9 protein-coding genes and 3 tRNA genes are annotated in these 12,246 nt (G+C 63.6%); 9 read left to right on the plus strand and 3 right to left on the minus strand.

Translation table 11 applies throughout. The annotated features are described in order from the left end of the window. The first annotated feature begins 24 nt into the window (after positions 1-24). Positions 25-1,245: a DUF1501 domain-containing protein gene (locus tag M3I56_RS22410; RefSeq protein WP_254355863.1), complete on the plus strand. Its 1,221-nt coding sequence runs from the start codon at positions 25-27 to the stop codon at positions 1,243-1,245. Between the two features lie 14 nt (positions 1,246-1,259). Here M3I56_RS22410 and M3I56_RS22415 read toward each other — a convergent pair whose 3' ends face one another. Continuing rightward, positions 1,260-2,102 carry a squalene/phytoene synthase family protein gene (locus M3I56_RS22415; protein ID WP_254355864.1) on the minus strand — a complete coding sequence of 281 codons (843 nt, stop codon included), beginning with the start codon at positions 2,100-2,102 and terminating at the stop codon, positions 1,260-1,262. A gap of 435 nt (positions 2,103-2,537) precedes the next feature. On the opposite strand from M3I56_RS22415, the gene M3I56_RS22420 reads away from it, so the two are divergent. Next, positions 2,538-2,624: transfer RNA gene (locus M3I56_RS22420), tRNA-Leu, on the plus strand. A 132-nt stretch (positions 2,625-2,756) separates the two neighbouring features. On the opposite strand, the gene M3I56_RS22425 is transcribed toward M3I56_RS22420, so the two are convergent. After that, positions 2,757-3,203, minus strand: coding sequence for a MarR family winged helix-turn-helix transcriptional regulator (locus tag M3I56_RS22425; protein ID WP_028206975.1), 447 nt, complete (start codon positions 3,201-3,203; stop codon positions 2,757-2,759). A gap of 254 nt (positions 3,204-3,457) precedes the next feature. Next, the gene (locus tag M3I56_RS22430; protein ID WP_254355865.1) at positions 3,458-4,615 is read right to left on the minus strand and encodes a glycerate kinase; all 1,158 of its coding nucleotides are present in this window, start codon (positions 4,613-4,615) and stop codon (positions 3,458-3,460) included. A 427-nt stretch (positions 4,616-5,042) separates the two neighbouring features. On the opposite strand from M3I56_RS22430, the gene tig reads away from it, so the two are divergent. The 7 genes from tig (at position 5,043) to M3I56_RS22465 (ending at position 12,182) form a co-directional block, all read left to right on the plus strand. Further along, entirely contained in the window at positions 5,043-6,389 is a 1,347-nt protein-coding gene (gene tig, locus M3I56_RS22435; protein ID WP_254355866.1) for a trigger factor, read from the plus strand. A 159-nt stretch (positions 6,390-6,548) separates the two neighbouring features. Next, positions 6,549-7,196, plus strand: coding sequence for an ATP-dependent Clp endopeptidase proteolytic subunit ClpP (gene clpP, locus M3I56_RS22440; RefSeq protein WP_254355867.1), 648 nt, complete (start codon positions 6,549-6,551; stop codon positions 7,194-7,196). 256 nt (positions 7,197-7,452) lie between these two features. Beyond that, entirely contained in the window at positions 7,453-8,724 is a 1,272-nt protein-coding gene (gene clpX, locus M3I56_RS22445) for an ATP-dependent Clp protease ATP-binding subunit ClpX (protein WP_254338512.1), read from the plus strand. A 191-nt stretch (positions 8,725-8,915) separates the two neighbouring features. Next, on the plus strand, positions 8,916-11,342 hold the full coding sequence (lon, locus tag M3I56_RS22450) for an endopeptidase La (protein WP_254355868.1): 2,427 nt from the start codon (positions 8,916-8,918) through the stop codon (positions 11,340-11,342). A 322-nt stretch (positions 11,343-11,664) separates the two neighbouring features. Further along, on the plus strand, positions 11,665-11,937 hold the full coding sequence (locus M3I56_RS22455; protein WP_254355869.1) for an HU family DNA-binding protein: 273 nt from the start codon (positions 11,665-11,667) through the stop codon (positions 11,935-11,937). 59 nt (positions 11,938-11,996) lie between these two features. After that, positions 11,997-12,072, plus strand: a tRNA-Val gene (locus M3I56_RS22460). Positions 12,073-12,105: 33 nt separating this feature from the next. Continuing rightward, positions 12,106-12,182 (plus strand) — tRNA-Asp (locus M3I56_RS22465). Positions 12,183-12,246: the final 64 nt, after the last annotated feature.

Below are 12,246 nucleotides of genomic sequence, written 5' to 3' on the forward strand. Positions count from 1 at the left end.
CCGCACTGACGAGCGAGGCAAGCCATGAAGCGACGCGACTTTCTTGCAGCCGGTGCGACGGCGGTCGCCGCGACGGCTGGTTCCGCGCTATGGCTGCCTCGCGCTGCGCGCGCGCAAGGCGCGGTGCCCATGCACCCGGGCACGGCGAGCGGCTACGAGAACCTGCTGATTCTCGTCGAGCTGAAGGGCGGCAACGACGGCCTCAACACCGTCGTGCCTTTTGCCGATCCGCTCTATTACAGCTACCGGCAAACGATCGGCGTGCCGCGCGCGCAGGCGATCCAACTGGACGAGCGCACGGCGCTCCATCCGGCGCTCGCGCCGCTCATGCCGATGTGGCGCGCGCGCGAGCTGGCGATCGTGCAGGGGGTGAGCTACGCGCAGCCCAATCTGTCGCACTTTCGATCGATCGAGATCTGGGACACGGCTTCGCGCTCCAACGAATATCTGCGCGAAGGCTGGCTCACGCGCGCGTTCGCACGCGAGCCGGTGCCGCCCGGATTCGCCGCCGATGCGCTCGTGCTCGGCAGCGCCGAGATGGGGCCGCTCTCGAACGGCGCGCGCGCCATCGCGCTCGTGAATCCGGTGCAGTTCGCGCGCGCTTCGCGCCTCGTCACGCCGATCTCGCTCAAGGAACACAATCCCGCGCTCGCGCATATCCTCGATGTTGAGAACGACATCGTGCACGCCGCCGATGCGCTGCGGCCGCGCCCGGGCAACTACGCGCTGAAGACTGCATTTCCGGCCGGCGCATTCGGCACCTCGATCAAAACGGCCATGCAGGCGCTCGCCTCGAGCGACACGCCGCAAGGCGCGCCAGTGGCGGGCCGCGGTGTCGCGGTGATTCGTCTGACGCTGAACGGCTTCGACACGCACCAGAACCAGCCGCAGCGCCACGCCGACTTGCTGCGGCAGTTCGCCTCGGGCATGGCGGCGATGCGCTCGGCGCTCGTGGAACTCGGACGTTGGGACCGCACGCTCATCGTGACGTATGCGGAATTCGGGCGGCGCGTGCGTGAGAATCAAAGCCGCGGCACCGATCACGGTACGGCTTCGGCGCATTTCGTCGCGGGCGGGCTCTATGGTCAGGCGCCGCAACTCACGCGGCTCGACGGCAACGGCAATCTGCCGGTGGGCGTCGATTTCAGGCAGATCTATGCGACCGTGCTAGGCCCCTGGTGGGGCCTCGACGCGCAGGCCGTGCTGCAGCAGCGCTTCGAGCCGCTGCCGTTGCTGCGCGCGTAGCGCGGCCGCGAGCTTCAACTACGCCGCGCGGCGCGCCAGGCGATCCACAGCTTGCGCACCGGCGTGAGCACGATCTGCTGATGCAGCACCTGGTAGCCTTCGCGCTCGACTTCGTCGAGCAGCGCCAGTTCGAGCGCCGCGAGCGCACGCAAGGTGCGCTGGTCGCGCCGCGCCGAAGCGGGAATCGCGTCGAGCGCGGCCTGGACTGATGCGCGCGCGCGCGAGGTCTGGAACTGCATCAGCTCGGTGAACTCCGCGCTGTAGCGCCGGTTGATGAGATCGGCGGCGGTGACGTTGTAGCGCTGCAATTCGTCGATGGGCACGTAGATGCGGCCATGGCGCGCGTCGTTGCCGATTTCCGGCACGAACTGCGCGAGCATCAGTGCGTTGCCGAGAGGGGCGGCCCAGCGTGCGGCGTCCTGGCGATCTTCGTCGGTGCGCGCACTCAGTTGCGCGATGAGCGAGGCGAACGTGCCGCCCACACCCTGCATATAGCGGCGCAGATTCGGCAGATCGAGATAACGCGCCTGCTCGAAGTCCATCTCGAAGCCGGCGAGCAGCGCTTGCAGATCTGGATAGACGGCGCTCGCATCGCCGAGATGCTCGGCGAGCGCCTGGGTGACCGGATGCGCCGGTTTGCCTGCGGCGAGCGCGGCCAGTTCCTTTTGCCACCAGGCGAGCTTCGTGCGGCCGACGGTGGGATCGCTCGTCTCTTTCGCGGTTTCCTCGAGTTCGCGGCGCAGCGCGAAGAGGGCGGTCAGGAGCGGCTGGCGCGCAGCGCGGGCCTGACGCAGCGCATAGTAAGTGCTCGAACCAGGGGGAGCCGCCTTTTGCAGGCAGTAGTCGTCGAAGTTCACGGCATTCGGAGATGTGGGGCGAAGCGGCTAGCGCGGCGTCCAGGGCGCGCCGCGACGGTAGAGCCGCGATTCTAGCATCGGCGCGGCTTTCGGCCGGCCCGGCAGGGCGGCCCGGCGCGCGGATCGATGCACGGGTCGATGCGCTGGCATGCCCCGTCGCGCACTGTTTTCGGGATGCAGACAAGCGCCAGTCAATCGGTTAGAATCTCGCGCTTGCGCTTTCTGACTCTTAGCTGGAAGCGCGCAGCCGGCCCATAATGAAGCATCGCTGCCGGCGGGCGCAGTCAGAAAGCAGGCTGGATTGCGGGCGAGGTGGATAACACCGCGTCTGGCGTCTCACGAGGACTCGATCAGTCGGCATGTCGCACAGGGTTGTATCGCACGCGTTGTTCGCAGCGGTCCTGCCGGGCGCAACAAGACAAGCGCAAAGAATTCGCGTGAGTGGCGAAATTGGTAGACGCACCAGGTTTAGGTCCTGACGCCCGCAAGGGTGTGCCGGTTCGAGTCCGGCCTCACGCACCAAAGTAAAAAGGCCATGTACCTTCCGGTACGTGGCCTTTTTGTTTGTGCACGGCTTGCGCGAAGCACTCGCGATGGCGGCTTGACGCTGGCCGCCATCTGTTTGGCTTATTGCCTCTGCTCGTTCGTACTGCCTTACAGTTCGGTCTGCATGGCTTCGATCACCTTGTCGAGCGCGCGCGCGAGTGCGTCGCGTTCCTTGTCGTCTAGGCTCGCGAAGAGGTCGACATTCCACTTGCGCGCGATGGGCATGACCTTGCGATACAGCGCGCGCCCGTCGGTTGTGAGCGAAACGAGCACGAGGCGTCCGTCCTCCTCGCTCGTGTCGCGCTGCATGAGGCCGCGGCGCATCAACGCCTCGGCTGCACGGCTTGCCTGGCTCTTGTCGAGATTCGCGTGACGCGCAAGCTCCATCACGGAAAACGGGCCGAACGCCCCCACAGCTGCAATGAGCCGAGCCTCCGGAAGTGTGATGCCGAGCTTCGCCTGGTAGCGTTCGCTCGCGCCACGTTCGGAGAGTTTGTTCAGGACATGCAGCCGATAGGTGAGGAATTGTTCGAGTCCGGCTTTGCTTGCCTTCATGGGAGTCCTGGTCTGGTCGCTTGGGAAGGGCGCGACACGTGTCGCGATTCCATAATTGTTGCCCCATCTCGCGCGCGGGTCAACGCATCCTAACCCTTGTCGAGCGCATCCGATGCGGCGCACGAATCTATTAATCGCTTACTGCGGAATGCGTGGCGTGCCGAGGTCATGAAGCTGGCCGCGATCTGGCCACCCGGGACCCGGGGAAGGGCAACGAGGCCGGGGCGGCGGGCCCCGGCCGGTCTGCCCGGATCTTAGTTGGATGTACGCGCAGCGTATTTGAGGCGGGCGAGCTGCTCCGCTTCGTTGACGAGCAGGCGTGCGGCGTCGCGAATTGCGGTTTCGAGCGTGATGGGGCCCGGCGCGGGCGAAAAGCAGCCGCTGAAGTGCTCCGCGAGCCGCGGCAGGGCGGCTGCGTCCACGGCGCCCGAGAGCAGCGTGGCCGGCACCCCTAGGGCCGCGGCGTGGCGGCAGGCGATGAACGGCGCCTTGCCATGCAGCGTTTGTACGTCGGAGCGGCCTTCGCCGGTGATGAGCCAGTCCGCGCGATCGAGCGCTTCGTCCAGACCGATGGTGCGCGCAACGACTTCGGCGCCGGGCTCGAAGCTCGCGCCGAGCATGCGCAGCGCGAAACCCAGGCCGCCGGCCGCGCCGGAACCGGCTTCGTCGCGCACGCGACGGCCCAGCGCCGCTTCGAGCAGATCGGCGAACCGGCCGAGCGCCGCGTCGATCGGCGCGACCTGCTCCGGCGTCACGCCTTTTTGCGGGCCGAACACGGCGGTTGCGCCATGCTCGCCCGTAAGCGGATTGTCCACGTCGGACATGCCGACGAACGATGCCTCGCGAAGCCGCGCGTCGAGCCCGGAAACGTCCACCCGCGCCACTTGCGCGAGCGCTTGCGGCGTGGGCTCGAGGGGCTTGTCCGCAGCGTCGAAGAGTTGCAGGCCGAGGCCCGCGAGCAGGCCCGCGCCGGCGTCGTTGGTGCTGCTGCCGCCGAGCGCCACGTAAAAGCGCCGCACGCCTTCGTCGAGCAGCGCGCGGATCGCTTCGCCCATGCCGCGCGTGCTGCGCGCGTCCACCGGCACGCCCATGCCCACCGGGTCCGTGATGCCCACGATCTCGGCAGTTTCGACGATCGCGCTGCCGTCGTGCAGCAGGCCCACTGCGGCGTCGCGCTTCGGGCCCGCTGCGCCTTCCACGGTGAGTACGCGGCGCTCGCCGCCCATCGACAGCATCGCGTCGAGCGTGCCTTCGCCGCCGTCGGCCATGGGGCGGATGCGGATGTCGGCGTCGGCGCACACGCGGCGGATGCCCTCGGCGATCGCGGCAGCGACCCCGTCCGCGCTGAGCGAGCCTTTGAAAGAATCAGGAGCAATGACGATAACGGGAGCGTCAGGCGACGAATTCGGCATGGTGTCTCTGCTGGAAGGATTGTGTTGGGAGCGGCTGCGGCCGGCGGGGCGTCCGGCGCGAGCGTTAGCTTAACAGCCTCGCCGCGTGTGCTGGATAACGGCGCTGCGATAGCGCGCATCGGAGCGCGTTTCGGGCTTGTGGCGGTTCAAAAGCAGGCCAAAACCGGATCGAAAACAGGCTCATAGCACACTCAAACGGCAATTCCACTGGGACCGGGAAATAGTTTGCTAAAATACTTGGCTCTTTTGACGGAACCGCACCGCAAGCCGCCCGTTTCGGCGCTGTTGAGCGGCGCGTGAGGCGCCGGCGTTCAGCTCCAAAGCGGGTTGCTGGACCGCATCGGAACCAAGCGGCCCCAAGCGGACCGCGGCACGCAAAGACCACAGATTACTGATTCGCTCGAACAATTTTAGGACGATTGAAGCCATGGCTAACGTTGTTGAAAACCTCGGCAAGCTGGAACGCCGCGTGACGATTTCCCTGCCGAAGGACGCCGTGCAGAAAGAAATCGATTCGCGCATCCGTAAACTCGCGAAGAACGTGCGCATGCCGGGTTTCCGCCCGGGCAAGGTGCCGCTCAAGATGGTCACGCAGCAGTATTCGGGCCAGGTCGAAGCCGAAGTCCTGAGCGACAAGGTCGGCAAGGAGTTCTTCGACATAAGCCGCGCCGAGAACCTGCGCGTTGCCGGCCAGCCGAGCTTCGCGCCGAAGTCGGAAGCCGCTGAAGGCGACTACGCGTTCGACGCGACCTTCGAGGTCTACCCGGAAGTGAAGCTCGGCGACGTCGCGACGGCCGAAATCGAGCGCACGACCACGACCATCACCGAAGCGGAAATCGACCGCACGCTCGACATCCTGCGCAAGCAGCGCGTGCACTTCCACGCTCGCGGCGAAGCCGGCGAGCACGGTGACGGCGGCGCCGACACCGCAGCAAAGGAAGGCGACCGCGTGACGGTCGACTTCGTCGGCAAGATCGACGACGTCGCGTTCCAGGGCGGCACCGCGGAAGGCTTCGCGTTCGTGCTGGGCGAAGGCCGCATGCTGCCGGAATTCGAAAAGGCGGCGATCGGCCTGAAGAAGGGCGAGTCGCGCGAATTCGACCTCGCGTTCCCCGAGGACTATCACGGCAAGGACGTCGCCGGCAAGACGGCGAAGTTCACGATCACGATGCAGCAGATCGAGTGGCCGCACCTGCCGGAAATCGACGCTGAATTCGCCAAGTCGCTCGGCATCGCCGACGGCGACCTCGTGAAGATGCGCGCCGAAATCAAGGACAATCTCGAACGCGAAGCGAAGCGCCGCACCCAGTCCATCGTCAAGAACCAGGTGATGGACGCGCTCCTCAAGATTTCCGATCTCGAGGTGCCGAACGCGCTCGTCGAGCAGGATCAGGAACGCCTCGTCGAAATGGCGCGCGCCGACCTCGCGCAGCGTGGCGTGCCCAACGCCAAGGACGCGCCGATCCCGGCCGAAATGTTCAAGGAACAAGCCGAGCGTCGCGTGAAGCTCGGCCTCGTGCTCGCCGAACTCGTGAAGGCCAACAGCCTCGAGGCGAAGCCGGAGCAGATCCGTGCTGAAGTCGACGAATTCGCGAAAAGCTATGAGGACCCGAAGGAGGTCGTGCGCTGGTATTATTCCAACCAGCAGCGTCTGGCCGAAATGGAAGCCTATGTCGTCGAATCGAACGTCGTCGACTTCGTGCTCGGCAAGGCCAAGGTGACGGACAAGCAAGTTAGCTTCGAAGAACTGGCAAGCGCGACGGCGCAGGCTTAAAACTGCCCGCTACGGCGTGCCGGCTGTCGGAGCGACCGACGGCCAGCACGCCGTTTTTGCATCCGCAGGTTTTAGCCATGCTGTCCGTGTGGTTGATTTAACCGGGGTCCGTCGCCATACGGGTATATAGAAGAACTTTTCCAGACAAGGATGCACCGCATGACCATTCGCGCTCAATCGCTGGATACGTTGACCTCGTCGCGGGACTTCGACCCGCAGGCGCTCGGCCTCGTGCCGATCGTCGTCGAAACGAGCGGCCGCGGCGAACGTTCCTACGACATCTACTCGCGCCTGCTCAAGGAGCGCGTGGTGTTCCTGGTCGGCGAAGTGAACGACCAGACGGCGAACCTCGTGGTCGCCCAGCTGCTGTTCCTCGAAAGCGAAAACCCGGATAAGGACATCAGCCTGTACATCAACAGCCCGGGCGGCTCGGTGTCGGCCGGCATGGCGATTTACGACACGATGCAGTTCATCAAGCCGGACGTTTCGACCCTTTGCATGGGCCTCGCGGCCAGCATGGGCGCGTTCCTGCTGGCGTCGGGTGCCAAGGGCAAGCGTTTCGCGCTGCCGAACTCGCGCGTGATGATTCACCAGCCGCTCGGCGGCGCGCGCGGCCAGGCCTCGGACATCGAAATCCAGGCTCGCGAAATCCTGTACCTGAAGGAGCGCCTGAACCAGTTGCTCGCGCACCATACGGGTCAGCCGGTCGAGCGCATTGCGCGCGACACGGATCGCGACAATTTCATGTCGGGTGACGACGCCCAGGCATATGGTCTCGTCGACCAGGTCCTGCACAAGCGTCCTTAAGCTGCGCGAGCGGTTTTGCGCGTCCGACCCTGCGAAGGACGGCGCGCAAGCCGTGACAAAGGCAACGTAAAGGAACAGCTCGGCCCCCGTACAAAAGGGGATAGCCGACGCCGCGCAGACCTTGTGAAATAATCGGCAAACGCGCTTCGCGGCCTGCGGCCCCCAACGCCGTCACAGCAAGCGGTTCACGCACCCTCCGGCCTCGCCGGGGGAAACGGCGTATCATGTAACAGAGTGTCCGGAGGCTCATTTATCCATGGCGGACAAGAAAGGTTCTAACAGCGAGAAGCTGTTGTATTGCTCGTTCTGCGGCAAGAGCCAGCATGAGGTGAAAAAGCTCATCGCTGGTCCGTCGGTATTCATCTGCGATGAATGCATCGACTTGTGCAACGAGATCATTCGTGACGAAGCCGCCGGTGCGGGCGTCGACGCGGCGCTGTCGCGCTCGGACCTGCCGAGCCCGCAGGAGATCCGCGACATCCTCGACCAGTACGTGATCGGGCAGGAACGCGCGAAGAAGATTCTCGCAGTGGCGGTGTACAACCACTACAAGCGTCTGAAGCACCTCGACAAGAAGGACGACGTCGAACTCTCCAAGAGCAACATCCTGCTGATCGGGCCCACGGGCTCGGGCAAGACGCTGCTCGCGCAGACGCTCGCGCGTCTTCTGAACGTACCGTTCGTGATCGCCGACGCCACCACGCTGACCGAAGCCGGTTACGTGGGCGAAGACGTCGAGAACATCATTCAGAAGCTGCTCCAGAACTGCAATTACGAGGTCGACAAGGCCCAGCGCGGCATCGTCTATATCGACGAAATCGACAAGATCAGCCGCAAGTCGGACAACCCGTCGATCACGCGCGACGTCTCCGGCGAGGGCGTGCAGCAGGCGCTGCTCAAGCTCGTCGAGGGCACGATGGCTTCGGTGCCGCCGCAGGGCGGCCGCAAGCATCCGAACCAGGATTTCATCCAGGTCGACACGACCAATATCCTGTTCATCTGCGGCGGCGCGTTCGACGGTCTGGAAAAGGTCATCACCGACCGTACGGAAAAGACCGGCATTGGCTTCGGCGCAAGCGTGAAGAGCAAGCAGGAGCGCGACACAGGCGAAGTGCTGCGCGAAACGGAACCGGAAGACCTGATCAAGTTCGGCCTCATTCCCGAACTGATCGGCCGTCTGCCCGTGGTCGCTACGCTCGGCAAGCTCGACGAAGTCGCGCTCATGAAGATTCTGGTCGAGCCGAAGAATGCACTCGTCAAGCAGTATCACAAGCTCTTCAACATGGAGCGCGTGGAGCTGGAAATCCGCCCGGCCGCGTTGCAGGCCGTCGCCCGCAAGGCGATCCGCCGCAAGACGGGGGCTCGTGGCCTGCGCTCGATCCTGGAACAGGCATTGCTCGACGTGATGTACGAGCTGCCGGCCATGAAGGGCGTGAGCAAGGTCATCATCGACGACAACGTGATCGACGGCGACGGCAAGCCGCTGCTGATCTACGAAGACGCTCCGAAGGTTGCAGGGTCGAACTGATGGTGGTGATCGGCTAAAGAGTTCCGGAAAAGGGCCGTTCATACAATGGGATGAACGGCTTTTTCGTTTAATCTTGTGGTCGATGGCGCACTATTTTGGAGTCACTGAACTTTTCCCACACGCGCGAGGCTTGCAATCGGTATCTCAGGCCTCAATTACCGAACAATTGATTCCACTCATGGGGAAATGAAATGTCAGGAACCCAACTCCTCCCGCCGGAACGCACCACGCTCCCGCTGCTGCCGCTGCGAGACGTCGTAGTCTTCCCGCATATGGTGATTCCCCTTTTCGTGGGCCGACCGAAATCGATCAAGGCCCTCGAAGCGGCTATGGAAGGCGGCAAGCACATCATGCTCGTCGCGCAGAAAACCGCCGCGAAGGATGAGCCGACCGAAAAAGACATGTATGAAGTAGGGTGTGTCGCCAACATCCTGCAAATGCTCAAGCTGCCCGACGGCACCGTGAAGGTGCTCGTGGAAGGCCTGCAGCGCGCGAAGACGCTTTCCATCGAAGAGCAGGAAACGCAGTTCTCGTGCGAAGTGATGCCGCTCGAACCGGACCACGCCGACAGCGCAGAAACCGAAGCGCTGCGCCGCGCGATCGTCTCGCAGTTCGACCAGTACGTGAAGCTCAACAAGAAGATCCCGCCGGAGATCCTGACCTCGCTGTCGGGGATCGACGAGGCCGGTCGTCTTGCTGACACCATCGCCGCGCATCTGCCGCTCAAGCTGGACCAGAAGCAGCACATCCTCGAGATGTTCCCGGTCGTGGAGCGTCTGGAGCATCTGCTCGCGCAACTCGAAGCCGAAATCGACATTCTCCAGGTGGAGAAGCGTATTCGCGGCCGCGTGAAGCGCCAGATGGAAAAGAGCCAGCGCGAGTACTACCTGAACGAGCAGGTCAAGGCCATCCAGAAGGAACTGGGCGAAGGCGAAGAGGGTGCGGATCTCGAAGAACTCGAGAAGCGCATCACGGCCGCGCGCATGCCCAAGGAAGCCAAGAAGAAGGCCGATGCCGAGCTCAAGAAGCTCAAGCTGATGTCGCCGATGTCGGCGGAAGCCACCGTGGTGCGCAACTACATCGACACGCTGATCGGCCTGCCGTGGCGCAAGAAGAGCAAGGTCAACAACGACCTCTCGAATGCCGAAGCCGTACTCGACGAAGACCACTTCGGTCTCGAGAAGGTGAAGGAACGCATTCTCGAGTATCTCGCGGTGCAACAGCGCGTGGACAAGGTCAAGGCGCCGATCCTGTGCCTCGTCGGACCTCCGGGCGTCGGCAAGACCTCGCTCGGGCAGTCGATTGCGCGCGCAACGAACCGCAAGTTCGTGCGTATGGCGCTGGGCGGCGTGCGCGACGAAGCCGAAATCCGCGGCCACCGTCGTACGTACATCGGTTCGATGCCGGGCAAGATCCTGCAGAGCCTGGCCAAGGTCGGTGTGCGCAATCCGCTCTTCCTGCTCGACGAAGTCGACAAGATGGGCATGGATTTCCGCGGCGATCCGTCGTCGGCGCTGCTGGAAGTGCTCGATCCGGAACAGAACCATACGTTCGCGGATCACTACATCGAAGTCGATTTCGACCTCTCCGATGTGATGTTCGTCGCCACGTCGAACTCGCTCAACATTCCGCCGCCGCTGCTCGACCGGATGGAAGTCATCCGTCTGTCGGGTTACACGGAAGACGAGAAGGTCAGCATCGCCCAGCGTTATCTGCTGCCGAAGCAGAAGAAGAACAACGGGCTGAAGCCGGGCGAGATCGAGGTGACCGAAGGCGCGATCCGCGACATCATTCGTTACTACACGCGTGAAGCAGGCGTGCGTTCGCTCGAGCGCGAAGTGTCGAAGATCTGCCGCAAGGTCGTGAAGATGCTGCTGCTGAAGAAGGCCGACAAAGCCGTCACGGTGGACAGCGCCAACCTCGACACCTTCCTCGGCGTGCGCAAGTACGACTTCGGTCTGGCCGCGAAGGAAAACCAGATCGGTCAGGTCACGGGTCTTGCCTGGACGGAAGTCGGCGGCGATCTGCTGACGATCGAAGCGGCGGTCATGCCCGGCAAGGGCAACGTGATCCGCACGGGTTCGCTCGGCGACGTCATGAAGGAATCGGTCGAAGCGGCACGCTCGGTGGTGCGTTCGCGTTCGCGTCGTCTTGGCATCAAGGACGAAGCGTTCGAGAAGCAGGACATCCACATCCACGTGCCGGAAGGCGCGACGCCGAAGGACGGTCCGTCCGCAGGCGGTGCGATGACGACGGCGCTCGTGTCGGTGCTCACGGGTATTCCGGTGCGTGCCGACGTGGCGATGACGGGCGAGATCACGCTGCGCGGCGAAGTGCTGCCGATCGGCGGCCTGAAGGAGAAGCTGCTCGCGGCGCATCGTGGCGGCATCAAACTCGTGCTGATCCCGGAAGAGAACGTCAAGGATCTCACTGAGATTCCGGACAACGTGAAGAACTCGATCGAAATCGTGCCGGTCCGCTGGATCGACAAGGTGCTCGAACTCGCGCTCGAACGTGTGCCGCAGCCGCTGCCGGAAGAAGAGGTGAAGGCCGAGGACGCCAAGGCGCCCGTGGCCGAATCGACGGATGCCGGCGCGACGGAAGTCGTCAAGCACTAAGCCTTCAGTACGCCTTCAACAAGCCGCGCTCATGCGCGGCGCGTTGGACCCAAAAAGCCCGCGGCATGCTCCGCGGGCTTTTTTATTTGCGTCACAATCCTTGACGCTGTGATGACAATCAGAGGTCTTTTCTGCGTTTTCCCACATGTTCGATACTCCTTCGAATAATCCCTCGAATCCCGCGCCGAATCAGGCTCAATCCCGCTTGACACGGCCCTTTCGGCCCCGTTAAATGAGCGGTCCCCGCGCTATGGCGGGGACGTCTATCCAATAAGTTGACCTTCTTTCTTACGATTGCCCAAACACATTCTCGGGGGCTGGAATGAATAAAACGGAACTGATTGACCATATCGCGCAACAAGCCGACATTTCGAAGGCGGCTGCGGGACGCGCGCTCGACGCCGTGATCGGCGGCGTCAAAGGGACGCTCAAGAAGGGCGGCTCGGTCACGCTCGTCGGCTTCGGCACGTTCGCCGTCGGCAAGCGCACCGCGCGCACGGGCCGCAATCCGCGTACTGGCGACGTGATCAAGATCAAGGCGGCGAAGGTGCCCAAATTTAGGCCTGGTAAAGCGCTGAAGGATGCGCTAAACTAGCCGGCTCGCTACCTGATGGGTAGCGCAGCAGAAGTCGCAGTTCAGGAAAGCATGAAGCTGGGTGCTTAGCTCAGTTGGTAGAGCGGCGCCCTTACAAGGCGTAGGTCGGGAGTTCGAGCCTCTCAGCACCCACCACAGCTTCTGTTCCGGTACGTAGCGCACCCGCACGGAGCGGTAGTTCAGTTGGTTAGAATACCGGCCTGTCACGCCGGGGGTCGCGGGTTCGAGTCCCGTCCGCTCCGCCAAGGATATCTCGACAAGAAGGCGAACTCCGGTTCGCCTTTTTTGTTGGCCGCTGTTGTAATATCG

The organism is Paraburkholderia sp. CNPSo 3281, from assembly GCF_024206515.1.
GTDB classification, from domain to species: Bacteria; Pseudomonadota; Gammaproteobacteria; order Burkholderiales; family Burkholderiaceae; genus Paraburkholderia; species Paraburkholderia nodosa.

What these genes read in the sequence shown, in the direction of transcription:
- clpX (WP_254338512.1), top strand. Translation starts at nt 7,453, where the DNA reads ATGGCGGACAAGAAAGGTTCTAACAGCGAGAAGCTGTTGTATTGCTCG.
- M3I56_RS22425 (WP_028206975.1), bottom strand. Translation starts at nt 3,203, where the DNA reads ATGAAGGCAAGCAAAGCCGGACTCGAACAATTCCTCACCTATCGGCTG.
- tig (WP_254355866.1), top strand. Translation starts at nt 5,043, where the DNA reads ATGGCTAACGTTGTTGAAAACCTCGGCAAGCTGGAACGCCGCGTGACG.
- M3I56_RS22455 (WP_254355869.1), top strand. Translation starts at nt 11,665, where the DNA reads ATGAATAAAACGGAACTGATTGACCATATCGCGCAACAAGCCGACATT.
- lon (WP_254355868.1), top strand. Translation starts at nt 8,916, where the DNA reads ATGTCAGGAACCCAACTCCTCCCGCCGGAACGCACCACGCTCCCGCTG.
- M3I56_RS22410 (WP_254355863.1), top strand. Translation starts at nt 25, where the DNA reads ATGAAGCGACGCGACTTTCTTGCAGCCGGTGCGACGGCGGTCGCCGCG.
- M3I56_RS22430 (WP_254355865.1), bottom strand. Translation starts at nt 4,615, where the DNA reads ATGCCGAATTCGTCGCCTGACGCTCCCGTTATCGTCATTGCTCCTGAT.
- clpP (WP_254355867.1), top strand. Translation starts at nt 6,549, where the DNA reads ATGACCATTCGCGCTCAATCGCTGGATACGTTGACCTCGTCGCGGGAC.